At 58.0% G+C, this 25,234-nt stretch carries 22 protein-coding genes and 3 pseudogenes; 12 read left to right on the top strand and 13 right to left on the bottom strand.

The window, feature by feature from the left end:
- Positions 1-77: 77 nt before the first annotated feature.
- On the bottom strand, positions 78-254 hold the full coding sequence (locus tag QD409_RS32240) for a hypothetical protein (protein WP_154660805.1): 177 nt from the start codon (positions 252-254) through the stop codon (positions 78-80).
- A 91-nt stretch (positions 255-345) separates the two neighbouring features.
- On the opposite strand from QD409_RS32240, the gene QD409_RS32235 reads away from it, so the two are divergent.
- The 6 genes and pseudogenes from QD409_RS32235 to QD409_RS32210 all read left to right on the top strand — a co-directional run bounded on the left by QD409_RS32235 (position 346) and on the right by QD409_RS32210 (position 5,630).
- Positions 346-840 (top strand): hypothetical protein, encoded by a 495-nt coding sequence (locus QD409_RS32235; protein ID WP_240535447.1) that lies wholly within the window; start codon positions 346-348, stop codon positions 838-840.
- A 318-nt stretch (positions 841-1,158) separates the two neighbouring features.
- A pseudogene (locus tag QD409_RS32230) lies at positions 1,159-1,330 on the top strand (IS5/IS1182 family transposase); the annotation flags it as partial.
- Between the two features lie 954 nt (positions 1,331-2,284).
- Entirely contained in the window at positions 2,285-3,535 is a 1,251-nt protein-coding gene (locus QD409_RS32225; RefSeq protein WP_004119727.1) for an MFS transporter, read from the top strand.
- A 329-nt stretch (positions 3,536-3,864) separates the two neighbouring features.
- Entirely contained in the window at positions 3,865-4,689 is an 825-nt protein-coding gene (locus QD409_RS32220; RefSeq protein ID WP_240535448.1) for a hypothetical protein, read from the top strand.
- A gap of 396 nt (positions 4,690-5,085) precedes the next feature.
- Entirely contained in the window at positions 5,086-5,310 is a 225-nt protein-coding gene (locus QD409_RS32215; protein ID WP_004119731.1) for an antitoxin MazE family protein, read from the top strand.
- Positions 5,307-5,630: a type II toxin-antitoxin system PemK/MazF family toxin gene (locus QD409_RS32210; protein ID WP_004119734.1), complete on the top strand. Its 324-nt coding sequence runs from the start codon at positions 5,307-5,309 to the stop codon at positions 5,628-5,630. The genes QD409_RS32215 and QD409_RS32210 overlap by 4 nt, the downstream gene beginning before the upstream one ends.
- A 77-nt stretch (positions 5,631-5,707) precedes the next feature.
- On the opposite strand, the pseudogene QD409_RS32205 reads toward QD409_RS32210, so the two are convergent.
- The 9 genes and pseudogenes from QD409_RS32205 to glmS form a co-directional block, all read right to left on the bottom strand.
- Positions 5,708-6,163, bottom strand: a pseudogene (locus QD409_RS32205) (non-homologous end-joining DNA ligase); the annotation flags it as partial.
- Positions 6,164-6,169: 6 nt separating this feature from the next.
- The gene (locus tag QD409_RS32200; protein WP_376766902.1) at positions 6,170-6,778 is read right to left on the bottom strand and encodes an aminotransferase class I/II-fold pyridoxal phosphate-dependent enzyme; all 609 of its coding nucleotides are present in this window, start codon (positions 6,776-6,778) and stop codon (positions 6,170-6,172) included.
- Entirely contained in the window at positions 6,681-7,277 is a 597-nt protein-coding gene (locus tag QD409_RS32195) for an aminotransferase class I/II-fold pyridoxal phosphate-dependent enzyme (protein ID WP_092576572.1), read from the bottom strand. Before QD409_RS32195 ends, QD409_RS32200 begins: the two co-directional genes overlap by 98 nt.
- Before the next feature lie 143 nt (positions 7,278-7,420).
- The gene (locus QD409_RS32190; protein WP_135488292.1) at positions 7,421-7,630 is read right to left on the bottom strand and encodes a hypothetical protein; all 210 of its coding nucleotides are present in this window, start codon (positions 7,628-7,630) and stop codon (positions 7,421-7,423) included.
- A 150-nt stretch (positions 7,631-7,780) separates the two neighbouring features.
- Positions 7,781-8,115: pseudogene (locus QD409_RS32185) on the bottom strand (type II toxin-antitoxin system RelE/ParE family toxin).
- Between the two features lie 166 nt (positions 8,116-8,281).
- Entirely contained in the window at positions 8,282-11,452 is a 3,171-nt protein-coding gene (locus QD409_RS32180) for an efflux RND transporter permease subunit (RefSeq protein WP_430764698.1), read from the bottom strand.
- Positions 11,452-12,525 carry an efflux RND transporter periplasmic adaptor subunit gene (locus QD409_RS32175; protein ID WP_004119747.1) on the bottom strand — a complete coding sequence of 358 codons (1,074 nt, stop codon included), beginning with the start codon at positions 12,523-12,525 and terminating at the stop codon, positions 11,452-11,454. Before QD409_RS32175 ends, QD409_RS32180 begins: the two co-directional genes overlap by 1 nt.
- A gap of 424 nt (positions 12,526-12,949) precedes the next feature.
- Positions 12,950-13,480 (bottom strand): FMN reductase, encoded by a 531-nt coding sequence (gene msuE / locus QD409_RS32170; RefSeq protein ID WP_004119752.1) that lies wholly within the window; start codon positions 13,478-13,480, stop codon positions 12,950-12,952.
- 71 nt (positions 13,481-13,551) lie between these two features.
- Entirely contained in the window at positions 13,552-15,378 is a 1,827-nt protein-coding gene (glmS, locus tag QD409_RS32165; protein ID WP_004119766.1) for a glutamine--fructose-6-phosphate transaminase (isomerizing), read from the bottom strand.
- 493 nt (positions 15,379-15,871) lie between these two features.
- On the opposite strand from glmS, the gene QD409_RS32160 reads away from it, so the two are divergent.
- Positions 15,872-16,588 (top strand): hypothetical protein, encoded by a 717-nt coding sequence (locus tag QD409_RS32160; protein ID WP_004119769.1) that lies wholly within the window; start codon positions 15,872-15,874, stop codon positions 16,586-16,588.
- Positions 16,589-16,718: 130 nt separating this feature from the next.
- Here QD409_RS32160 and QD409_RS32155 read toward each other — a convergent pair whose 3' ends face one another.
- Both QD409_RS32155 and QD409_RS32150 read right to left on the bottom strand, forming a co-directional pair.
- Positions 16,719-17,228, bottom strand: coding sequence for an Hsp20/alpha crystallin family protein (locus QD409_RS32155; RefSeq protein ID WP_004119772.1), 510 nt, complete (start codon positions 17,226-17,228; stop codon positions 16,719-16,721).
- A 94-nt stretch (positions 17,229-17,322) separates the two neighbouring features.
- Positions 17,323-17,781, bottom strand: a complete 459-nt coding sequence (locus QD409_RS32150; protein WP_004119775.1) for an Hsp20 family protein — start codon at positions 17,779-17,781, stop codon at positions 17,323-17,325.
- Positions 17,782-18,054: 273 nt separating this feature from the next.
- Here QD409_RS32150 and QD409_RS32145 point away from each other — a divergent pair, with 273 nt between their 5' ends.
- On the top strand, positions 18,055-18,177 hold the full coding sequence (locus tag QD409_RS32145) for a hypothetical protein (protein WP_276307826.1): 123 nt from the start codon (positions 18,055-18,057) through the stop codon (positions 18,175-18,177).
- A gap of 182 nt (positions 18,178-18,359) precedes the next feature.
- Here QD409_RS32145 and QD409_RS32140 read toward each other — a convergent pair whose 3' ends face one another.
- Positions 18,360-19,445: an extracellular catalytic domain type 2 short-chain-length polyhydroxyalkanoate depolymerase gene (locus QD409_RS32140; RefSeq protein ID WP_004119777.1), complete on the bottom strand. Its 1,086-nt coding sequence runs from the start codon at positions 19,443-19,445 to the stop codon at positions 18,360-18,362.
- Between the two features lie 634 nt (positions 19,446-20,079).
- Here QD409_RS32140 and pmtA point away from each other — a divergent pair.
- The 4 genes from pmtA to QD409_RS32120 all read left to right on the top strand — a co-directional run bounded on the left by pmtA (position 20,080) and on the right by QD409_RS32120 (position 24,905).
- Entirely contained in the window at positions 20,080-20,670 is a 591-nt protein-coding gene (gene pmtA / locus QD409_RS32135; protein ID WP_004119780.1) for a phospholipid N-methyltransferase PmtA, read from the top strand.
- A 1,188-nt stretch (positions 20,671-21,858) separates the two neighbouring features.
- On the top strand, positions 21,859-22,962 hold the full coding sequence (locus tag QD409_RS32130; RefSeq protein WP_430764697.1) for a DUF3991 and toprim domain-containing protein: 1,104 nt from the start codon (positions 21,859-21,861) through the stop codon (positions 22,960-22,962).
- A 111-nt stretch (positions 22,963-23,073) separates the two neighbouring features.
- A complete protein-coding gene (locus tag QD409_RS32125; RefSeq protein WP_210305302.1) occupies positions 23,074-23,586 on the top strand; it encodes a DUF1419 domain-containing protein in 513 nt (170 codons plus the stop codon).
- A 575-nt stretch (positions 23,587-24,161) separates the two neighbouring features.
- Positions 24,162-24,905 carry an NYN domain-containing protein gene (locus tag QD409_RS32120; protein WP_004119790.1) on the top strand — a complete coding sequence of 248 codons (744 nt, stop codon included), beginning with the start codon at positions 24,162-24,164 and terminating at the stop codon, positions 24,903-24,905.
- The last annotated feature ends 329 nt before the right edge of the window (positions 24,906-25,234 follow it).

The raw sequence follows: 25,234 nt of genomic DNA, 5'->3' as shown, positions 1-25,234 counted from the left end.
GTTCACCACCGAAAAAGCCCGTGAAAAACTCCACAAGGCCTATCCAGTCAAAGAGTCATAATCTCTGCGGAGGGGTACTAGGCCTGTGCGACGAGCACAACGGCATTGACGGTGGTGGTGTGGGATGGATCGGCGCAGATCGTCTCGACGCCCGCGTAGGCGGCGCCTTCCTTGGAAACAGTCGCTGGCTTGATCTTGCCGGTGGCAGCGACCGCGGAGAACGCCACATGGGCGATTTCGAGGGCCGAGCACATGCCAGAGCGCCGGTGCCGCAGTTGAAGACGACGGACGTTGCGCCATCGAATATCCGAAGGCTTCGATGCTCCCGACAGTGCGGCGCGGGTAATGACCGACTTGACGAATGCTCGCAACGCTGAAGCAAACCAGCTCTACGGCGCCGCTCGCGGGCAGGCCACACCGGTCGATATCTCGCCGGTGCTCGATACGATTGACCAGACGCTTTCTCCCGGCGTCACACGAACGGCATCTGATCCGAAATCCATCCGTATCGTTTCCGACGAAGGGGAATTCTTCGTCGCAGAGGACAATCAGATCATAGTCGATTGGGTAAATGGCGGGGGCATGATCGCCGATTATGTTGCGCCAATCGTTGTCCCTGAGATGGTTTCAGCGCGCCAATTCAAACTGCAGCTCCTCGCTGCAGGCCTTCTCGACCAGGTCGATGGATGGGTGAAAACGCAGGACCGATCGGTGCAGATCGCCTATGAATATTCCGGCTCGTTCGTCAAATCGTCGCCGATGATGCAGGAGGGCTTTCAGGCGATGGGCTTCACGCCCCAGCAGATCGACGACTTCTTCACCGGGGCGGCGAAGCTGTGACGTTCTGGAGCGGTCTTTAGTGAAATGGCCCCACCTCAAGGCAGTGAGGCAGGGCCGAGGAACCGGGTGTGGTTCATTGTGCGCGAGCAAATTTCCGGGGGGCGTTTTGCTCGCGCAACGGTCCGTTACCACACGATGAAACCAAACTGAATGCCGGTTGCTGCCGAAGCTATCCAAAAAAGGAAAAGACATCGTGGATCGCGCGAAATTCTTCGCCGCGGTGCGCCCACGGTCGTCAGTCGCGGATAGAGCAGTTCCAGCGATCTTCAACGGTTTCGCCTTCGGTCAACTCGCGATATTCAATGGCTGAGCCGTTGCTCGCTGATCGAGACCGCCATTGGGGGATACAAGTCCATCATCGGAAAACGTTTTGCGCGCAAGATCGTCTCCCGTGCAGCAGACCGAAGTCGCTATCGGCTGCGCCGTCCTCAACCGCATGCTTGCTTGCGCACGCCCGAAATCCGTCCGCCGTAGGGCAGCCACGCCATAGACAGCCGTTTCAAAGATCGCCATCCCCTCAAATCCCAATCCATGCACCAACGCCCCAAACACGGGATTGCATTCCGCGACGGGCCGACGAGATAATCTTTTCTTGCTGCCGCTAGCATTGTGTCACCTCCGCATTTAACCTTCGGATTTAGCAATGCTTAAGATTACCAGCAATGCGGTTGGCTACGTTGATCTGGGTCAACACCGCGGCGTGCTGCATGCTTGGGGAAGTGGGGCAGAGCGACGGTAGGTGCTCCAAACCTGCTGATTTAAGTTTGGCTGGTTTCGCGAGTGCCGCAGCATGGCGCACCGATCTCACTGTGTCGCCGACTTCCTGAACTCAAGAATGACAACCTATCTTGTTATCAGCCGAGCAGCCGGCTCTGCCGCTTTTATGCGGCTCCTAAATGCTACAGAGAACAAGCGGCACGAGAGACGCGTTCGCGTGCGCGCTCTAAGAACACAATATCGATTTCATCGTTGACAACCTGCTGGCAACGGAAATTACAAGATGTCCGCGAAATGCATAGTTGAGACGGCGGGAGCATCTCATTTGACGCGTCTGCACCGGGTTTGCGACACAGTTTTGTTGAGCAAACTCATTTTGTCTCAAGTTAAATAGCTGAAAAGCTGACAGGAAGTCTTTCGGTGTTTTTGGCACGAGCCTTGCAGCCCTGTAGCGAAACGGCGGGAGCTGCCGGCGAACATTCCTTTCTCGGCTAAATCCAGCGGACGGACCGGGGGCTACAAGAGCAACATGTCAGATATCTACCAGAGTACATTCTACCGGAGAAGGCATTGACCACAGGGTCAATCCCTTCCGCCATAGAGCGGATTATCCCGCGACTGAGGAGGACTTCTGATCCATAACGTCTTTAGCAATCCTCGACGCACACGGAAGCGAAGCAGTCGGTTCGAGGTCGGCATTGACACCGAATGTGTGCCCGAAATCCATATGCCCCAGCAAGAAGTGCGATTCACAGTGCTCAACAGTGGAAATAAGCTTGGGAATGCGAGCTCGTATCTGAACGGCAGCACGCCCTATTGGAGGACGAACCTTATTGTTTGTGCTGCCGGTTCGTTCACCACGACCGTTGCCATGACAATGTTACTTCCCTTCTTACCCCTATATATCCGGGAATTAGGCGTCAGCGACCAAGCATCCATAGCGCAGTTTTCGGGCGTGGCGTACGGCGTGACTTTCCTTGCGGCCGCACTGGTTGCCCCGCTCTGGGGAAGACTTGCCGACCGCTACGGTCGGAAGGCGATGATGGTTCGCGCAAGCTTGGGCGTGGTCGCAGCGATGGCCTTGATGGGTGTAGCTCAAGATGTATGGCAGTTGCTGGCTATGAGATTTTTAGCCGGTCTACTCGGAGGCTACTCGTCTGGATCATATGCTTTGGTAGCGACACAGGTTCCCAAAGACCGTATTGGCTGGGCGTTGGGGTTCTTGGCCACGGGGATTATGGGGGGCAACCTCGTCGGCCCGCTGATCGGCGGATTTCTACCAACATTAATCGGCATTCGAGAAACGTTCTTTTTGACTGCGGCATTAGTCTTCCTCACTTTTGTTGCCAGCGCATTTTTGATCAGAGAGAATTTCAATGCTCGAACGACAGAGCGTGAACACTCCAACAGTTGGTCGACGATCCCAAGCAGGAGGCCTGTCTTGGCAATGCTGGCGACGGGCTTGCTTCTGATGATCGCCAATCTGTCCATTGAACCAATAACAGCGATTTACATTTCGCAACTCGTCGAGCCAAATCGTCATGTTACCCTTTGGGCCGGTCTGGTCATTTCGGGTACAGCGTTTGGGAGTGTTCTTTCCGCCTCGCACCTTGGAAGACTAGCAGATCGCGTCGGGCACTGGAAAGTTATCGTTGTCGCAATGTGCATCGCTGCGGCACTCCTTCTGTCACAAGCTTTCGTTACGAACGTTTTGGAGTTGGTGGGGCTGCGAATATTGATGGGGCTCGTTTTAGGGGGCTTGCTACCTTGTATCGGCAGCGTGATACGCCACAGCGTCCCCGAGCAAGCCGTCGGCGCGATCCTCGGCTGGTCGACATCGGCGCAGCACGCGGGTCAAGTGCTCGGCCCGGCCATTGGCGGCGTATTAGCTGCTCATGCCGGTATACATTCAGTGTTCTTTTTTACGTCATTCCTAATGCTCGTCGGAGGTTTTATTGCTTGGAGCAATCGACCTTAAGAGACAGGGCTAAGGACCGCGAGCCCATTAGCCAATCTGCACGAATTGCAGCGAGCCAGCCCGCAGCGGCTTAGCCTTATGGCCTGTAGACGCCGGATTTGGCGTGGCGCCGAGCTTCGAGCAGTTCGTCACTCTACGGCCACTGCGATCACTGTCCGCGGTCCATTCCGCAATGTGACGGCGCAGTGCTGGGCTATATGCGCGGTCATCGCCCGTTCAGGCGATACAAGACGCTCGCCCTTTCATGTATGTTTCCTTGCAATACACGCGCCGTCTCGGACACCAATGTCCAGGCGAGGCGTCGCAATTCGGCTGCTCCGGAGGGAAAAATGCGCAAGGCAATTCTGGTGGTAAGCGCGGCGGCCGCTCTCGCATGCTCGGGCGCCGCATCGGCGCAGTCGCTCCCCCAGCCCGTTCAGGCGGCGATCGACGAGTCCAAGAAAGACTGCGGAGGGCCTGCCAAGCTTGAAAAGGGCTTCGTCAGCATCAAGGACATCAACGGCGATCAGGTTCCGGATTACATTCTTGATTACGCTCATTTGAAATGTGTCGGCATGCCTTCATCCTTTTGCGGTTCGGCTGGATGCGAGACGCAGATTTTCGTGGCCAAACCCAACAAAAGTTACAAATCCATCTTTGACGACTATGTGCAGGGCATAGGCTTTGTCGAGATCGCAGGGCGACCGGCGATCAAGCTTGCCCTGCATGGAAGTAGCTGCGGCCGCGCCGGGTCCGACACCTGCTATTCGACCCTGTACTGGAACGGCAGGGATTTCAAACCGGAGCAAGGAAAAAGCGATCAGCCTGCCACGGAAAAAGCGACGGCCGCGGGCGGTGACCTGGACGTCCAAATTCTGGAAGAGGGCGGAGACGGTCAGGTGGCAAACTGCTCGAGCAACATGGTTGCCGGACTAAAAGCCAACGGGGACGGCTTTCTCGCAATAAGGTCCGGGCCTGGCAGCCAGTACCGCCAGCTTGGCGAACTTCACAATGGCGATATGGTCATCGCCTTCCAGCAGCGCGGACAGTGGGCCGGTGTCGTCTACGGGAGCGAGACCCCCAATGTGAGATGCCATTCAACGAAAACGCACCCCCTGCCCTATAAGAACAAGGGCTGGGTCAACGCGAATTGGCTCAAACTCGTTGCCAACTGACCGGGCGTTGTGTTGGCATTCGTTCGCATCTGCCAAACATTGGGCGGCGCAAATATGGGCACAGGATGGTTCGCATTTACTGTATCCTGAAGCGTACGCGACAGTGCCGTATCGCTCTGAGGTAATTGCCTCTTTTGTTTTTGAAAATGTCGGGTCACCAATCCACTTCGTCGACACATTTTGACGACCAGTCGTTGTGGACGATGAATGGTCGGTTCTTCGGCAAAGGCCCCAGGCAAGCGCCGGAACTCGATCAGCCCGCCCCTCCCAACCGACGCCTGAATATACCGCAACTTGTCCCCGCCAGAGTGAGTACCTTCACGCTCTGCTGCGACTCATTGACATGGCGGGGCTCGCCCATTATGTTACATGTAACAATCACATTGGAGTTTGATCATGGCAAGCTCGGTCAACGAACGAGTTCAAAAGCGCCGTGAGACGTTGCGCGCCGCTGGGCTGCGTCCTGTGCAAATATGGGTTCCCGATACTCGTCGCCCTGGTTTTGCCGCCGAATGCCATCGTCAGTCCGTTCAGGTAGCCCTTGCCGATGCCGCCGATCCCAGTCTGCAAGACTTCCTTGACGCCGCTCTCGATGACCTGGACGACGAGGGTGAAGCGTGAGGCGCGGTGACATTGTGACCGTCGCAATCAGCGGTGATTTCGGCAAGCCGCGTCCAGCACTAATCATCCAGGCCGATCAGTTTGATGCAACTGGAACGATCACTGTCCTGCTGATCTCCAGCACACTGGTCGACGCGCCGCTCATTCGACCAACCATTCAGCCGACAGTGCAAAGCGGATTGCGAAAAGCCTCGCAAGTGATGGTGGACAAAGCCATGTCCGTGAAACGGGATAGAATTGGCACAACGATCGGTCGCCTGGAAGATGATGCGCTCCTGGCGGTCACAAGATCGCTCGCCGTTTTTTTAGGTGTTGCTTAAAGATGAACCCATCCGGGGTGCTGGTAGCCCGGCATAACTGCATCCGCGTCCCCGTGTACCACGCCGGAAAGTGCCTACCGGCGCTCGGATAGCTCCATCTGGCGGAGATCGTGGCCATCGAAGTACAGAAGATCGAAGGCGTAGAAAATCGCCTCCCCCGAACTCCGTTTACCGCCGCGACCGCCCAGCGCCTGCTGAAGGGCACGGAAGTCTGACCGTCTTACCTCATCAAGAACAACCGCCTCGCGATCGAGGATGGCGTTCCCACCGATCTCACCTGCTGCCGCGGCAATCGATGGAAAGCGATGTGTCCAATCATGGCACCACGCGTAAGGATGCGAACACGCTGCGGCTCGATATGGACGGCCAAGCGGGATCCGTCCCATTTGATCTCATAGACCCAATCGGCACCCTTCGGCGGCTTCGAGCAGTGCAAGGCATGGCTCGACCCGTTCCGGCATTGGGTCAAATGGAAAGCGTGGCTGGCCCTGCCGCTTCTCGCGCAGCGGACTAACCCCTATTCCTTCCGTTATCCAAGATTAAAGTTTGTGTTTAATAGCCTGGCTGAGGCGCTTTGCGCCCTCAACAAGAGTGGTGGGGTGGCCTGCGAAAGTTAGCCGCAGGAAAGAGCCTTCTGGGTCCGCAGGAAACCATGGGCGACCAGCGCCAACGATAACGTCGTTCCGGGCCAGGTCTGCAGCGAGTGCGACATCGCAGACGTGATCCGGCAAGCGTAGCCAAAGGTGCATGCCTCCGGTCGGGACCTGGAACGTCACGCAATCCCCAACTTCCTCGCGCAGCACCCCGACGAGGACATCGCGCCGCTCGATTAGGGCAGCGCGGACGGCCTTGAGATGAGGCTTCCATCTTGGCGCGGAGACAACGGCCAAAGCCGCCGCTTGCAAGGGACCGGAAACAAAAAAGTCTTGACTCGCGCGAGCCACCTTCAGCCGTGCCAGGGCAGCTCCCCTTGCGATAACGGCTGCGACCCTCAAACCGGGTGCAGCCGATTTGGCAAGGGACCTAATATAAACAACGTGTCCATGGCGATCAGCCGTCGCAAGCGGAGCCGGTGCGTTGCCTGCCAGATCGAGATCGCGCGCCCAGTCGTCCTCGATGATGAAGGCGCCCGCCTGCCTTTGCAGCAATGTCGAGGACAGCAGCTCGCCGCTCATTCGACATGACGACGCCCGAAGGATTGGAGAAGGTTGGTTGGCTGTAAAAGACCCGGGCCCCCGTCTGTTCGAAGGCGTCCTCCAGCAGTTCCGGTCGCACTCCGTTTTCGTCAATGGCTACGGGAATGACTTCAAGACCCGCCGCCCGGGCAGCCGACATAGCGCCAGTATAGGTCGGCGTCTCCACAAGAATGGGACGTCCAGGCGGCACAAGTGCCCGTAGCGTCGCAGTGATCGCCGCCTGTCCGCCGTTGCATATGATGACATCGTGGGGTGAGAACACGGCGCCGTTTCCGATCTCGCGCGCGAACCACGCCCGCAATGACTGAAGACCCTCGATCGGCAGTCTATCCCAAAGATCGACACGACCTGCGGCTCGACGGAGCGCGTGTGCCAAAAGGCCAGACGCCTGTAGATCAGGCGGCAGGTAGCCCATGCTCAAGATCAAGCCGTCGGCTGGTGGAAGCGTCAATGAAGTTTCCAAAAAACCACCGTCTCCCCGCGCAGCTCCAAGCGCGACAGATTGCCAAGATAGGTCGACAACCTCGGCGGGACTTGCGGGCCCCTCGCGAACGAAGGTTCCTTTGCCCGGGCGAGCCTCGATCAGGAGCCACCTCACTTCAACGGGAATCCGGGCCGCGCCTCCGTTGCGATGGCACGCGGTTCGAGTTTTTTGAGGATGCGATATCGGCCGGTCGCCTGGAGTTGCTGCACCATATCGTCCTCACTTAAAGCAGCTGACCGTTGGCGCTTGGCAGGCAATGAAGCAGCTGCCTTCGCGGAAGGTGTCTCACTTGAAACAAACAAATCGAACTGCTGCGTCACTCAGTCCCCGACGTTATCTTAGAACGAACTCTCCAGACTGCTGTCCGGCAAATCGGTTAGGCCATCTCCTCCAAAAAATCAGGAGAAAAAGCACAGGATAACGGCGATGTAGCTGATCTGACATGCGTCACAGCCCGACCGTAACGCCTCTCACACAATGATGCATGTTGGTCTACTCAGTGAGTCCAAGACAGGATCGCCGGTCCAGTCTTCATGTCTATGGCGTATTCGGATCACGAAAATTGCTCCGTTTTCCTCGATCTTGTAGACAATAGGATGGGCCTCGAACGGATGAATTCTAACGGTGGCGAAATCTCTTCCAGCTCACGTGCCATTCGCGGGTTGGCGGCAATGAGGTCAAGCACAGCGAACAAGTCATCATGATATCGCCTCGCCTGTGTGGATCCGAACATGCTTACACCTTGTTCGGCGATCGCAATGATGTCCTCTTCCGCCTCAACTGAAAGGCTAAAATTAAAATGCATTATCTGCTGCCGCGCATAGTATCCACACGCGCGACTGCCGCAACAAAGAAGGCGCCGAGCTTCGCACTTGACCGCAGGAGGCAATATCAATGACAGGCCGAGGGTTGGAATTCGCGTGATTTGATCGACAACGAGAAGCGTTTGCCAAAAACGCCTCCAGTCCCGATCAAGGTGTGGGTTCGATGACTTTATGCTGAGATGGAGTCATCTCTAGGGATTTCCCTGTATCGCCGCCGAGATCGCCTGGCAAATTACTGAACTCCGTCTCTCGCCCGCAGGTCGCATGGCGTCGAAGCGCTCGGCGATTGAACGATTTGAGCAAATTTTGCAGGTCGTCGACGAAGGTGAAGATGACCGGGATAATGATGAGGCTGAGCAGCGWTGATATCATCACGCCTCCGATCACCACAATGGCCATCGGCTGCCGGAAGCTGGAATCCCCACCCGACAGGCTGAGCGCGGCCGGCAGCATGCCCGAGGCCATGGCTATGGTGGTCATGACGATCGGCCGCGCCCGCTTGTGGCAGGCATCGACGAGCGCATCGAACCGGGACATGCCTCGGCGACGTGACATGATCGCATATTCGATGAGAAGGATGGAGTTCTTCGTCACAACGCCCATCAGCATGAGAAGGCCGATGACGGCAGGCATCGAGAAACTGGTGCCCGTCACCACCAGCGGCACCAGCGCGCCGCCGAGCGAGAGCGGCAGGGCCATCAGAAGCGTGAGCGGCTGCAGGAAATCGTGGAACAGCAGGACGAGCACCGCATAGATGCAGAACACACCGATCGCCATCGCAAGCGCGAAGCTCTGGAACAGCTCGGAGCTGCGCTGCAACTCGCCCTGTTCCACCAGCGTAACGCCTGGCGGCAGATGCTGGAGAGCCGGCAGCGCCTTCGCCTCGCGGTTGACATCGCCCAGAATGCGGCCGTTGAGTTCGACGGAAACGGTGACATTGCGCATGCGGTCGATACGGTCGATCTCCGAAGGGCTGCCGCCGATGCGGACATCGGCAATCGATCCGAGATCGACATTGCCATTGGTGCCGGCCACCCGCATGGTCTTGATATCATCCAGACTGGTGCGCGTTTCCGGCGAGAAGCGGACGACGATCGGGATCTGGCGTTGCGGCAGGTTGAGCTTCGGCAGGTCGGAGGAATATTCCCCATTTGTCGCCACGCGCACGGCGCTGGCGATCGCATTCGACGTTACCCCGAGCGCTGCGGCGCGCGCAAAGTCGGGCGTGATCTGAATTTCCGGCGCCTGCCTTGCGGCCGTTGATGTCACCGCACCGATGCCATGCAGCGTGCGCAACTGCTCCTCGAGCGCCGTGCTTGCGCTATCGAGCGCACTGGCATCGTCGCTGGCCAGAGTGAACTCGAGCTTGGTACCGTTGCCGATACCGACCGCCACACGCACTCCGGGGAGGACGGAGAGCGCCTGCCGGATATCGTTTTCGATCTCCGACTGCTTGCGGTCGCGCTCATCAATCGGCGTCAGCGTGGCGACGATCGCGGCAGACCCGACACTGCTCCTGGCGACCGTCGCACCACCGCCCGAGGATCCCGAGCCGATAGCCGCAAACACATGTGTCACGTCGGGAATCTCACTGAGAATATCTGCGGCCTTCCTGGTTGCGGCGTCGGTTTGCTCGACAGTGGCGCCGGGCTGCAGGGTGAGCGTGATCTGCGTCCGCGAGTCGTCAGCGGCTGGCAGGTATCCCGTTCTTAAGAGGGGGATAACGGAAAGCGAAACCGCAACGACGACGGCAGTCACGGCCACTGTTGTCTTCCGGTGATCGAGGGCAGCCTTCGCGAGCGCCATATAGGCGCGCATGATTCGGCCATCCTTCTGCTCCGACGGATGAGCCTTCATGAAATAGGCTGCCATCATGGGGGTAAGCAGACGCGCAACGACAAGCGAGGCAACGACGGCAACAGCGGCGGTGATGCCGAACTGACGGAACAGGAGGCCCGGTATGCCGCTCATGAATGCCGTCGGCAGGAAGACGGCGACCAGCGTGAAGGTGGTGGCGATGACGGCCAGCCCGATCTCGTTGGCCGCCTCCATCGCGGCATCGATCGGCCGCTTGCCCATCTGCAGGTGGCGGGCAATGTTTTCAATCTCGACGATGGCGTCGTCGACGAGAATACCTACCACAAGCGACAGCGCCAGCAAGGTGACGACGTTCAGACTGAAGCCCGCCAGGTACATGACCAGGAAGGTCGGTATGACCGACAAGGGCAGTGCCACAGCCGACAGGATCGTCGCGCGCCAGTCCCGAAGGAAGAGCCAGACAACCACGATCGCCAGGATCGCACCCTCATACAGTATGTGCATCGCGCCGTCATAATTGCCGAGAATTGACCCGATCAGGCTGTAGACTGCATGGATCTGCACATTGGGATGCGACGCTGCGAAATTTTTCATTGCCGTGTTAACGTCAGCCGAAACGCTGCTGTCGGAAAACCCGTTCGAACGCTTGATTTCGACGGCGATCACCGGCTTGCCGTCGAGATAGGCCATCGAGGTGCGCTCCGCGAAGCTGTCCTTGACCGAGGCGATGTCGTCGAGTCGGGCCTGCTGCCCGTTAGCGAGCGGTATAGTGAGCTCCCTCAGGGCCTCGACCGACTCTACGGCGCCGAGCGTGCGCAATGTCTGACGCGTGCCGCCGACTTCGCCAAGGCCGCCAGACTTGTCGGCTTGCACGGCCTTCAACTGCGCTGATACGGTCGCGGCGGTGACGCCGAACGACGCCATCGTCGAAGGATCGAGATCGACATGGACCTCGCGATCGATCCCGCCGATGCGGTTGACCTGGCCGACGCCCGGGACCGATAGCAGTGCCTTGGTCAGATCGTTATCGACAAACCAGGAGAGTTCGGTCTCGTTGAGAGCGGTCGAGCGGACGGCATAGGTGACAAGTGCGGAGCTTTGGACGGTGGCCTTCGTAATGATCGGCGTCGCCATCTGTGCCGGCAGATCGGCCTTGACGCTATCGACGGCATTGCGGACCTCATTGAGGGCCGTTTCGCTGTCTTTCTCCAGCTTGAAGGATACCTTGGTCGAGACGGTGCCGTCGGTGATCGTCGTGAGAATATGATCGAGATGGCTCAAGGAGGTGAGGCTATCCTCGATGGTGCGGGCAACCTCCGTCTCGAGCTGCGTCGGCGCAGCGCCGTCGAGCGTGGCGGTGACACTGATGGTCGGCAGGTCCATATCCGGAAAGTACTGAACCGCCAGCTGTTTGAATGCCCAAAGCCCACCAAATCCAAACATCACAAACAGCAATATCGCTGGTATGGGATTGCGGATCGAGAAGGCGGAGAAATTCATCAGTTCTTCTCCGCAATCTTCACGAGGTCATTGTCCGACAGAAAGGCACCGCCTGACGTCACGACCTTCGACGACCGATCGATGCCGAAGACGATCTCGACTTCACCATTGTTGCGGCGGCCGGTTTCGACGCGGACCCGTCGCACCCGCTTGTCCTCGCCGGCGGTGAAGACGTAGCTGATGCCATCCCGGAACACGATTGCGGTCTCGGGGACGGTGAGCGCCGGTGTGGTCTGCAACTCGATGCTGCCCGTGACGTAGAGGCCGGTCCGCGGACGAATGTCGGCGGGAAGCGCGACATAGACGATCGCCCGGCTGGTGTCGGTGCTGACCGAGGGTCCGACAAGCCGCACCTTGCCGGCAATGACGTGACCTTCCGGCCCGTTGATCCTAACGCTCAAGCCTTCCGAAATGCGCGGCAGATAACGCGCCGATACTTCGGCCTGCCATTCGACACGCTGCTGGCGCACCATGCGGAACAGCTCGGTGCCGGTGGAGACGACGGCGCCGAGATCGGCCGAACGCGAGGTTATGAGGCCATCGTCGGCGGCGGTGATAGTCGTCTGCGCAAGCTTGATCTTTTCACTGTCGAGCGCGGCTTCCTCGGATGTCAGGCTTGCCGTCGCCGTCTGCTCGTCGGCCAGATATCCAGTGATTTTCTCGTCGGCGAGGGCCCCCGAAGTGCTGAGCTGGCGTGCACGATCCGCATTCGCCTTGGCCTTTGTCAGATTTGCCTTGGCAGTCACGACAGCCGCCTCCTGCTTGCGAAGGTCCGCCAGCACGCTCTCCTGCGAAAGCCGGGCCAGCGTCTGCCCCTTCGTGACCACGGACCCGACATCCGCCAGGACGTCGGTGATGCGCAGGCCACTCGTTTCGGACGCGATGATTGCTTCCTGCCAGGGCTTCAACCAGCCGCTCGCGGGAACGGTCTCCGGCCAGTCCCGTATTGCCGGCGCCGTCAGAGAAACCGTCAGAGCGGGTGCGGCCGCCTGTTCAGCCATGCTATTGGCGCAGGGAAACTGGAGTGCTGCACAGACAAGAACGGCAGCGAGTAGAAGACACGGTTTTCTCAAATGGCAATTCCTCGCAGTTCACGGGTGTCCGCGCTCAACCGTGGCGTCAAAAATGTCGGCTGTTGTGGTGCAAAGTTGAAATGCCTGACGGTCTCGAAGGTGACAAAACTCAACTGTTCAAAACATCTTGGCGACACCAGTGATGTCGGGCTATTCCGCCGTCCAAAGCAGCAGTTTTTTGTCGGCGACTCCGTCAGAGATCGCCAATCAGCTGCTGGATTGAGCCAGGATTGGGCGCACTCGCCAACTATAACAAGACCACCTACGGCCGGGGAGAGGCTAGCGTTTTGAGGACACTGGCATCCGATTGGACCAGGGAAACACAGAGTCAACGTTGTCTTCGAGGCGGTGAATACCGCTAAATCGCCTCTTAAGGTTCGCGTGGGACAATAGAGCCTGTTGCGCCGACGTTTGCTGCGTCTGGTCATCCTATTGCGTATGCTGCTTCCTCGACAGCCCGGCCTACACGCATGCGGATGGCCTCGGAAATCACCTCCCCGTGGGCGAAGTCATTACGGGTGGCATAGATTGCGGTCGGCATCGCAAGCGCTTCAAAGAACCCGAACAGAGGGCGCAACTGATGCTCGACGACAAGCGAATGACGCTCGCCTCCGCCCGTCGCAGCGATGATGATAGGCTTGCCCCTCAGCGATGTTGGATCGAGCAAATCGAAATAGTGCTTGAATAGGCCGGTGTAACTGCCCTTGTAGGTGGGTGAGCCTACAACCAGGACGTCTGCCTCCAGCATTTGGTCTACGACCCCGCGTGCTTGAGCGCTGAGGTCGTCTAGCCGTTTGGCCGCCAATAGTGAAGGTCCAAGGTCATCGACATCGAAGGACTGCGCCACCGCTCGCGTTTTGATTGCCAATTGCCCGACGATATGGTCGACGAATGTGCGCGTCGTGGACGGTCGTGTTATGTTCCCCGAGAAGCCAAATATCTTCGTTTGCGGCATGTCGATCTCCAAATGCTCAGCAGTTATAAGTCATCTAAACTCTGTCATTCGTCCCTTACGGAAACGATGACCTATTCGACGGTGACTGATTTCGCCAGATTGCGCGGCTGATCGACGTCCGTGCCCGCAAACACGGCCGTATGATAGGCGAGTAGTTGGACCGGCAGCGAGAAGATCATCGGCGCAATGATCTCGTCCACATTTGGAAGAACGATTGTTTGCATCGTGTCGAGCTTCAAGGCGCGAGCGCCCTTCTCATCCGTGATCAAGATGATCCGTCCGCCGCGGGCCGCAACCTCCTGCATGTTGGAAGCGGTCTTATCGAAAAAGCGGTCGTGTGGTGCGATCACGATAACCGGCATGTTCTCATCGATGAGAGCAATTGGACCGTGTTTCAGTTCGCCGGCAGCATACCCTTGCGCGTGAATATAGGAAATCTCCTTTAGTTTCAGGGCGCCTTCCATGGCCAAAGGGAAGCTGGTTCCGCGGCCAAGATAGAGCACGGCGCGGCACTTTGCCAATTCACGCGACAGAAGTTCGATCCTGGGTTGGATGCTGTTGAGCACCTGCCCAATGACGCGCGGCATCTCGGCAAGCCGGGCGACCAGTGTCTGTTCCTCCTTCTCCGTAAGGGTGCCACGCGCCCTGCCGGCAGCAACCGCGAGCGCAGCCAATACGGCGAGTTGGCATGTAAAGGCCTTCGTAGACGCAACGCCGATCTCCGGTCCGGCGAGGATCGGGAACACAGTGTCGGACTCTCGTGCTATCGTCGATTCGGGCGTGTTGACGACTGCACCGGTCTTCAAGCCGTGCTCCTTGCAATAGCGTAGGCAAGCAAGTGTATCGGCCGTCTCGCCCGACTGTGAGATGAAGAGAGCTGCCACCTGTGGCGAGAACGGGATTTCGCGGTACCGAAATTCGGAGGCGACATCAATTTCGACCGGCAGACGTGCGTAGTGCTCGAACCAGTATTTGCCGATTAGTCCGGCCAAGTACGCAGTGCCGCAGGCGGAGATCGCCAAGCTTTGCACGTTGGTGAAGACGGTGTCGCGCCAAGCCGCGACCACCTGATTGTCGCTGAAGTTGATGTAATGGCCAAGGGTATCGGAGATGGCCTCCGGCTGGTCGTAAATCTCCTTCTCCATGAAATGGCGATAGTTGCCCTTGTCGATCATATGGGCCGTCACCACCGAGATCTGCCGCGGTCGGGTGGTGACCTTTCCGTCGATATCGAAGATACGGACGCCAGTCTTGTCGATGACCGCCCAATCGCCGTCGATCAGGTAGGTGATCTCGTTAGTGAAGGGCGCCAGCGCAATCGCGTCCGATCCGAGAAACATCTCGCCGCTTCCGTGACCGATCGCGAGCGGCGGGCCATTCCGGGCAGCCATGATGGTCGAAGGGTCCTCCTCGAAGAGCAGAGCCAGCGAGTAAGCGCCTCGGACGCGCTTCAGCATCGCATGCATAGCTTCGCGCCGGGCCATGCCGTCCCGGCGAAGTCTTGCCACGAGATGCGCGATGACCTCCGTGTCGGTGTCGGTTTGGAACTCGGTGCCGGCCGCGGTMAGCTCATCCTTCAATTCGGCGAAATTCTCGATTATCCCATTGTGGACGACTGCGATGCCGTCGCTAAAATGTGGGTGGGCATTGCGTTCCGTCGGCGCGCCATGGGTTGCCCAGCGCGTATGGCCAATGCCGATTGTGCCCGCCAGGGGCAGTTCTTTCAGCTTTGCTTCAAGGTTGAGGAGCTTGCCCTCACAGCGCCGGCGATGGAGCGCTCCACCGTCGATCGTCGCGACGCCTGCCGAATCGTAGCCACGATATTCAAGCCGTTTCAATGCGTCTATCAACCGGTCCGAAACCGGATGATGGCCGACAATACCCACAATCCCGCACATACATTCTCCGCGTTTTCGCATATCGGCCACAACGCACTCACCTAGTCCGTCAGTCTGGAGTGAGCGAAGCTGCTTCACTCCTTGATCGCCATGACGGCTATCATTCCGTCAGAACTCCGTGGCAAAACCGTCGTGCTGTCGCGCTAAGCCAAATTCAGCGCGTTCTAACGGCACTCGACTTATTGGAAAAATCGATTCTTTGGATCGCACCCATTTACGTCATGGATTATCGCCGCATCGGTTTTCACGCTGGGACGACGGGTGCCGCCTCGGACATAAACCGGCCGGTTTCCCAAGGCAGAGGTAACGTCCGTCATGATGCGCTCAGCAGCCATCATTGGTGCCAGGTATCTACGGAAACCTTGAAAGCGGGACGGTAGGTCCGCTCACACAGCCTTTTAGAAGTCACCTTCGAGCGTTCTTGTGGGAAAGCCTCCCTGGCAATAAATATCGTCTCGACCGCTCATCAAACTCGCACAAAGGATGACTTTTCGTGTCAATTTACTGTTGGAAGTTTATACGGGTTATCGCATTTGCACCTGCTGCTGCGATCATGCTGGCCGCGCATAGCATATCGGCGCAGGAATCGTTCACCACGGTGCAATGGCCAAACACGCCAACGGCACGGATTGAGGCGCTTGCGATTCTCCAGACCTTGAATGCAACTCTCCTGAGTAATGCTAGTGCCACTTTGACGCTCGACCGGTGGTGTGCCGGACACAATCTCGCACCGCAAGGTTCTAAGATCGTTGCACAGCGGGTACGCGGGAGAGACAAGCCCGTCAATAGCCGCATCCGAGAACTTCTGGCGGTCGGCCCCGACGAGCCCATCGCCTACCGACATGTCCGCCTCGTTTGCGGCAATCGCGTCCTTTCTGAGGCTGACAATTGGTATGTTCCGGCAAGGCTGACAATGGACATGAATAAAGCGTTGAATACGAGCGACGTTGCCTTTGGCAGAGCCGTCCAATCTCTTAAATTCACCCGCACAAATCTATCTTCCAATTTGCTGTGGTCCCCTCTTCCAGAAGGATGGGACGTGGAAAAGGAACTACCGACACCCGCAACGGGATCTCTTATACTACCGCCCTTTCTTCTCGAACATCATGCAGTGCTGAAGCTTCAGGACGGCACTCCGTTCAGTGCGCTGGTCGAAAGCTATACGAGCAATGTATTGGACTTCCCGCCTCCACCTCTGCTTACCCACTAAGTGCCCATTGGCGCTGCGACCAAAAGCGCAGCGCCCGGGATGGTATTTTCGATCGCGACCGTAAGACAGCGTCGCCGTTGCCGAAGCTCGTCGGGTGCGTTTGTACCCGGCGAGCTTGCAGCTGTCGGTATTATTCGGTGTTGTCGATGGCGATCCGCTTGACGTTGGCTCGCTCCTTCTCGGTCTTCGGCAGCGTCACCGTAAGAAGGCCGTTCTTGAACGTTGCGGCGACCTTACTCTCATCAAGCTGGCGACCCAAAGCCAGTCGCCGTTCGAAGCGTCCGTAATAACGCTCGCTGAACCCGCGATCCTTGTCCTCGGTATCGGACTTGTTTTCACCACGAAGCGTAAGCACGCCGTCTTTCAGCAGCAACTCGATATCCTCTGGATCGATGCCCGGAATTTCCGCTATCACTCGGATTTCGTCGTCATTCTCCTTGATCTCTACGTGCGGCCACTCGGCGCCAATCGGCGATGTGCCACCAAACAACGATGGCGGACCGAAACTGCGGAAGACTTCGTCGAACAGACGGTTGACATTGCGGTGAAGCGACAGGAACGGGTCTATGTCGTCGCCACGATAGACGTTCGGAACCTGGCTGTTGCCACGGCTCCATGGGATCAGGTCACGTACACTCATGACTATCATCCTTTCTTCGGTTTTTTTCTCCTGTCGTGCGATGACGTCCTTGGCGGTTCGGGAACAGCCGAGGAGTAAGCAGGTGCGCATCACGCTAGGCTTTGGCGCCCTCAATCTGCTTTGAAGCGGCTTTGGCAGTCTCGGCTTGGATGGCAATCCGACGCGACTTCATCTCCACAGGTGTTTCCTTCTTGAGATTGATGAGGAGTAGCCCGTTTTCGAGCTTTGCTCCTTCGACGATCACGTGATCAGCCAGCTCAAATCTGCGCACAAACGACCTTACGGGAAGGCCTTGATGCAGATACAGTGCTTCGTCGTCCTCGGACTTCGCGCCGTTCACCACGAGCATTTTTGCCTCGTGGGTGATCGTCAGTTCGCTTTCGGCAAAACCTGCCACCGCGATCGCGATGCGATACGTGTCTTCGCCGAGTTTTAGGATGTTGAAAGGCGGCCACTTGTCGGCGTTAACGCTGGCATTTTCGAGAAGATCGAATATGCGGTCGAAGCCGATGCTGGACCTATAGAAAGGGGTAAGATCGAGGTTTGTTCTCATAGCTACATCCTCCACGGAGCAACATAGATACGAGGAACGCCAAGAAGCTCGGCGCCCCTGACGTAGTCGACTCTTTTTGGCGTCGACGACAGATGAAATGGGTAGCTAGCGAGGTAGGGTCAAGAGGGCGCGCAAGACTTTTCGAGCGGGAGTGACTCAAACAATCACTATAAGTTCATACGGTTAGAAATCTAGACGTTCGAGAGCTTTGGAATCTCACCATCGTGTTAAAACCGCAAAAATCAAAACCGAGATAGGTTGGCGCGATGCCAAATGGATTACAGTTCGCGCGTCATTTTCATTCCGATGCCGCGCGTAGAAACTCATAAGAACCTCTTTGTCCATGCGCAGAAGGTCGTCACGTTCGATCTCTCGAACGATGGTAATCTGAAGTGAAATTCCTTTCGAACGCTCGGGAGAAGATGCCGTAGGGCGTCGAATCTCGCCAATATGGTCAAGGTTAAGCTCGGCCCCAAGGCGCAACGCGGTTATGATGCCCGCGTGTGGTAACACTCGGTCCACCCAAGGAGAACGGATGTCGCCACGGCGATAACTGCAGGTGTCTTGGCGCTTCGCCGTCAGAGGGCGCCCAGAGCAGCGATCATCTTCATAATGGCGTCCATTTGGACAGCACCCTTGATCGCATAGTTGCTGCCTGTAAAGCCCCACCAGTCCCAACAACCCCGGGGATTATACGGCCTCCGGAGTGACTTATTGACTTGCGGATACAGCACTATGATACCGTTGGTATCCGCCCAGTTATTCAGATAGAGCTTGGTATACCAATCGTCCCCAATCGATTGCTGCGATTGGCGGCAGCCATGGATGGAAACATGCAGTTTGCAGTTGGCCCTAGGCTTGCCGCAGCTGTCGGGGATAAAGACATGCCCCACATCCGCCATGCTCGACACCGGGTTGGCGGCCCCGTAGAGTTTCTGGTCGAACGCCCTCAACTTCCCAGTTGGTTTGGCGGCCGGCTGGTTAAGCTTGCCATAGATGAACTGCAAAATCGCGCCAGCCTGGTCGTAATTGTTGTCGTTGGCAGTATTTGGGGGATCGTTCACACATTCGTTGATGTACGGCGTTGCGTTGGTCGGGCACAAATTCCCGAAGACCTTCGAAACAAACGAGTGACCGGCAGGGTAATTGCTGACATAGGCGAGGTTTGAATCGGGAACTCGGGCCAATTTGAAAAACTGGACGCTAGCATCGACGGCACTTTGCTTGACGATCGTATCGGCCGTACCGCTGAAAATGTAAATCTTCTTTGATCCAAGGTTGGAAAGCGGGTCGATGGCGCCGATCCGCGAAGACGTTTCCGCCGCAGCGAACAACATCGCAGGATTTGGAGGAACGCGCGGCACTTGGCCCATGCAGATTCCCGTATAGGTGAGATTGCCCATAGCGCAAAAATAAGGTCCACCAGCGACAATGCCGGCTCCCATGAAACTTGATGAATACGCGACCTGCAACTGCGAGGCCATGAACGCTCCCGATGATAGGCCCGACACCGAGATCGCGTTGCGATCGATCTTCAGTTTTGGCAGCGCTTGGGTTTGTGCCACCCCGGTCAGCAGCAGCAGGCTGAAACTTGCGGTGACAATTCGTTTAACCAGGCTACAAAACCTGGTTTTCTTCCAATCCGGAAAAATCTTTGCGCTCATACCCTCATACCCCTTTGCGGGAATAGCTTTGGTCGCGCCCTTAAATTTGCGACCAGATTGTCAGAGGAGGCTTTTCGTGCCGCATGCGGTTCACTGCCCCTGCCGAAAGCCACAGATTCGATTGCAATTGTTGCCGCGCTGCTAAACATAGAAGATGCCCAACCTCGGATCGAATGTCGTGGTGCATTCCTCCACGACTGATTTCGTACAAATTTCATGCCACCAAAAACGGCATATCATCAAAATGTCGGGGCATGGCTCCTCGCCCGTGCGCCGCGTCGACGTATTCCGACAAAATCGTATGTCGCTCGCTTTTGGAGACGTGACGAATTGATTGGTTCGTTGACAGCCTGATCGGGGAGCCCTCAGCGATCATTGTGAGTGTGCTTTAACTGTGATGGAACTCCCGAGAATATGGTAAAGCTGGCATTTCTTTCGAAGTATGCCGGTCTGAACCGGAGAACCAAGGCGCCCAAAGGGCGTGGCTTGGTAGTGAATGGTGCTCGCCGCGGGTTTCTTTTATGAGCAAAAGGCGATGTTGAGCTGAAAATGCCGCCGCCGGGCTTGCATTTGTCGCATTTTGACGGTGTTTGTCGCTCCCATGATTCTGATCGGGTGTCAAAGCGGAGGCAAAATGGGCGTGCGGCAGCGGCTGGGGTTGAAGTTCAAGGATGAGATCGCGTTCCTGAAGGGCTGGAAGCGCGACCGCACAGCGGTAGGCGCCATAACGCCCACTTCCGTTGCGACGGCAAAGAAGATGGCAAGCGTTATCGATCCTTTCTCCAGCCTTCCTGTCCTTGAACTGGGTCCGGCAACCGGCGTAATCACAAAACAGATCCTGGCGCGCGGCGTTGGGCCCAAGGAGCTCTTGTCCATCGAGTATTCGCCCGAGTTCTGTCGGCATCTTCAGCAGGAGTTTCCCGAGGTCGACGTTCGATGTGGAGACGCCTTTGCGCTGGATCTCGTTCTGGGCGCTCAGCGAGGTGCAAAGTTCGACTGCGTCATCTCCGCTGTGCCCCTCCTTCATTTGCCGCCTTCAAAGCGATTGTCGCTGATCCTCGATCTTCTCGAACGGATTCCGACAGGGCGGCCCGTCGTCCAAATCACCTATGGATTGCTCTCTCCAGTCGTCGCGCTTCCCGCCGGATACGAGGTCCGTCATCTGGCTTTCATGATGCGCAACATTCCGCCGGCACAACTTTGGACCTACCGAAAGACGAGATGACCTCGGCCATCTCATAAACATTGATCGAAAAGTTTTGATCGCTGGGCTGATGACGAACGCGACCGATGTGGAAAGCGCTTGGGCGGCTTTCCAGACGCGCGCTGCCCTTCGTTCGACCAGCGCCCAGAGCGGGCCGAACGATCGAAGATCGAGGCCTCGCGGCGGCCAAGAAATGTCCGTCTCTATCTCATCGCGGACAATCGCTCCGGCAGTCACACCGCGCCGGCGGTTTGCTCAATGTCATCACGTTGATCGTGAAAATGGCGCTGACTGCCCAGCGCTTTCGGGAAAAAGGGCCGCCGTAAGAAGGGTGTTGCTCGCGCCGGGGATTGGATCCAGCGACTGCAACGGGCATTGCGCCAAAGCGCATTGCAAAGCCCGCCAAAGCGCCATCCAGATTGCAAAAGTCGATCTGTTGGGCACCAAAAGCGGCCTCATAGAAGTCGGCAACCTCTGTTCCCGGCCATCCTCTAAGCTAAGAACAAAGACATTCCGATGCTGATATCGTTGGCTATCTCAATCCTCTCTCATCAGGGGAATCACCGAGTTCAAATATGCCATAAGCCGGTCGATACGATGGCATCGCGCAGGCAGGCGGCCGATGAAATCCGCCCGGCATTTCGAGACCGCAGGCCGCAGATCGTGACCTGGTCGATGCAGTCGAGCGTCGTTGCGTGAGGCACCTCCCTAACCAGTCCAATCCCGCTCTCTGTTGATGGAGTCCTGGCCCGGTTCCGGATCTTCCACCCGCGAGCGGTCCGCTAGCCATGCTGCGGCCGCTTCCGCGTCGCGCAGCGGTGATCGCGCCCTCCCCGGGCGGGCCTTTTGTGGAGTGATCGAGCGGGAATTGGGCCGCTCCGAAGGAACCACTCACATGTCGCACGAATCTCTCACTCGCCCAGTCCCACGCTTTCCAGCTCTCCCGCAACCTGATGGTCCCGGTCACCCTCTTCTCCGTCGACGGCGGATAACGGCGTCCTGCCGTCCGACGCAATCGACGCCGATGAACGATCTTGAGATCGTCCATGAATACACGCCTTGGCATTGAGCCGGCGGCATGGCCTGCGGCGTGCCGCTAGCGAGCGGCAGGCCGCAAGGGAGGCTTCGCCGCGGTCGACCTTGCACGATTCACCAAATTGCCAGCCGCGCCCTTGCGTCCTTTGCTCTTCGCGGCCGCTGAAGTGGCCGATGAATAGAACTGACGAGCAGGAGGCGATCGCTTTCGCGATCGGAAGGAAAATGGAGAGAAGAGAAATAGAATCGCTTCGCGACAAGGTAAGCTGCGCCGCCGTGCTGGATAAGAACGGGTTTGCCATTGACGTCAAGGAAAGCACCCGGCGGGCGGTCAAGTACCGCCGCGGCAGTGAGATCATCATCGTGACGCATGGAGGGCGTGGATGGTTCGATCCGCTCAGCGATGCGAAAGGCGATATCTTTGGATTGGTCGAGCACCTTGACMGTGTTGGCTTTTCGGCATGCGTCGCAAAGGTCGCGGACCTCATAGGCTTCCATATTTCCAAGGCTGAGTGGCAGCCTGGCATTCCGGACGGCCAATCCGACCTTCCGCTTGGCGATCGCTGGCAGGCGCGCCGCCGCCCCTGGCGGGGTTCATCAACWTGGCGGTACCTGCAGGACGTGCGTTGCCTGCCGACGGTTCTTTTATGCTCGGCGATCAAACGCAACCTTCTTCGCGAAGGTCCGCAAGGCACCATGTGGGCCGCCCATACGAACGAGGCAGGCGGTGTCACAGGCTGGGAGGCGCGCGGTCCGCAATACCGCGGGTTCGCCTCGGGAGGAACGAAGGTTCTCTTTCGTCTGGGGTCGCGTGCAGCGGTGCGACTGGCCGTCACGGAAGCTGCGATCGACGCGATGAGCCTTGCGGCAATCGAGGGCCTGCGAGACGGCACACTCTACCTCAGCACCGGCGGCGGCTGGTCGCCGACCACGGCCGCKGCACTCCGCAGGCTTGCGTCGGGCCCCAACGTCCAGCTTGTCGCTGCCACCGACGCCAACCCACAAGGCGAGATGTTTGCCGAGCGACTACGCGCACTTGCCGAGGAGGCGGGATGCGACTGGATGCGACTTCGCCCGTCACAAGAAGACTGGAACGAAGTTCAGAAGCTACGCCCGAAGCGGGGCAGCGAGAAACAGAAATWGGAGGAAGAAGCGAAAGAGGAAGAGGCGTGCCGCAGGCGAGCCGGCCGCGTCAAGGGAGGCTTCTCCCGGCTAAAGCCAGCCCTGGATGCGGGAGGTCGCGATGCCGGCGGCAGGAAACGGATCACGAAGGACTGAAGAAGATGGCAGGGTCGAGAGGACTGAGCCGCGCTTGGTCCGCCCGCGCAAGGAGCCGCAAATGGCCTCTTCCCTCCGCAAGTGTTTCAGGGCGTCGCAAGCCGCCAGCAGATGTTTCCCACGTTCGACCGCCACGTCCAGCGACCCGATCGTCGGGACCGTGACGCAACTCCGCTCTATGCAGGCGAATGGTTCGAAATCCCCGAGGCCGAGCACGATTACATGTTCGAGATCCTGCCGCCGCTCTGGATCCGCGGCTCGCTGTTCGCGATGCGGGAATTCCTCACCGGCTCGGTGACATACGTGTTCTTCGCGCTGCGCATCGACGAGGCGATCCGTTACTTCCACGGTTACTGCGACCTCTCCGACAAGGTGTACGACGAAGTCGCCGCCAAGCTGCCGGTCCAACTGCGCCACCTCCCCGCGCCGATCGCATCTGTGCGCGACCTGGTTGCGCGCGGCAGCGCCGATGCCGCGACGTATGGCGGTTACCGCAATCGACGGCTATCACTACACAACCCTGCTGCAGCGCACCGGCGCAACCCAGGAGCTCGATCTTGCCGTCACCATGACGCCGCTCGGCGCGGTTTCACGGCTCGAGCATGCGCTCGACGGTGTCGATGAGGCGCAGGAGCGCTATCGGTATCGCTTGCACGAGGCCGAGCGGCGGTCTTGTCTCCTATCGCTCGCGCGACGGCGGCATGTTCGCGTTCGCKGACGACCTTTCCGACAAGCGCCAACAGGTTCGGGAGGTCGATGAGGTCCTGGCGACCGCGGCGCGCGGGGAAACGGCGGGGACGTCTGACGCCGCTTGACGATCAAGCCCGTCTCGATGGGTCGTCCGTGGCGGTGCAGCACGCGCATAGCTGCATTGCACAATAAATGTTTTCCTTCCGATCAAAAATTAATCATAGTGCACACAGCTGATGCACATGGCGGATTTCCTCCCAGTGCCGCCGCAGCAGCTGTTCCCCTCTGGAGGTTTATTGACCTTCACGCTTCATGGGCCGCGGTTTTCGCTGGCCCATTTTTTTTGTTCAGGTCATCCGACGATTTATCCGCGCACGATCCTGACGCGACTCCCCTTGCCAGCAAACTGCGCGTGGTCCGATAGCATCTGACACTTTCGGGCTTGTGAGGCATGGGCCCCTTGTCCATCTTGTGGTCTTCGGTCCATTAGGACAGATTGGAGCTATCGAATGCCTGAAACACGTTCACCGCGACTTGCTGTACTAATTGACGCTGACAATGCGTCGGCCAAGATCGTTGACGGCTTATTCGAGGAAATAGCCAAAATCGGCGAGGCGAGCGTCCGACGCATATACGGTGACTTCGCAAACGCTCGCTCGAAAGCCTGGATCGACGTCCTTGCCAGGCACGCGATCATTCCGCAGCAGCAATTTGCCTACACGACCGGTAAAAATGCCTCTGATATCACACTTGTGATCGACGCCATGGACCTCCTCCACAGCGGGCGCTTCGACGGCTTTTGCCTTGTTTCCTCCGACAGCGATTTTACACGCCTCGCCTCTCGGATCCGTGAGCAAGGCATCGATGTGTTCGGTTTTGGCGAGCAGAAAACGCCCGAAAGCTTCCGCCAGGCGTGCCGGAGGTTTATCTACACTGAAAACCTCCTCTCTTCAGCGCCTACAAATGGTGGCGATGCTACTCAGGCAACTCCTTCGCTCCAGCCGCCAAGTGCAGCGGCGCCGATCATCAGAAAGGTCATCGCGCAGATGGAGAGTGAGGATGGTTGGGTGCCGCTCGGCGCAGTCGGAACGCAGCTTGCGAACCTCTCTTCAGACTTCGATCCCCGAACATATGGATTCAGGAAGCTCAGCGACCTCGTGAAGAAGACAAATGCGTTCGAGATAGACCATTCGGACAGCAGACCTCTGCGCATCCGCGTCAAACAACCTTCTGCCAAGAAAAGCGCCAAGTGACGTTTAGTACGGGTCTCCATCAGCACGTTTTGGTTCGCCGCATCCTCCAAGCTTTGTGGTGAGAGAGCAAGGGATAGGCGAATGGAAATGGAAGAAAAGATGGAGGAAGACTACTCGCAGATCGAGTAGCCGGGCGTCGCTGACGCTCAACCGCGCCGCTCGCAATGGCGGCCACTGGTCCTCGCAGGGCTGTCAGCTCCGCTCGTCCTTCGCGGCAGCGATGCTCGGCCGCAGTTGCACCCGGCTGCCCGCTCCGCGCTTCGGGTCGTGTCTTCGGAAGGAATGAAGACGCGAAGGACAGGCAGAGGCCTGTCCAATCCTCGAAAAGG

Source organism: Rhizobium sp. BR 315 (assembly GCF_050577975.1).
Lineage (GTDB): Bacteria > Pseudomonadota > Alphaproteobacteria > Rhizobiales > Rhizobiaceae > Rhizobium > Rhizobium miluonense.
This window is presented reverse-complemented; position numbering and strand designations above follow the sequence as displayed.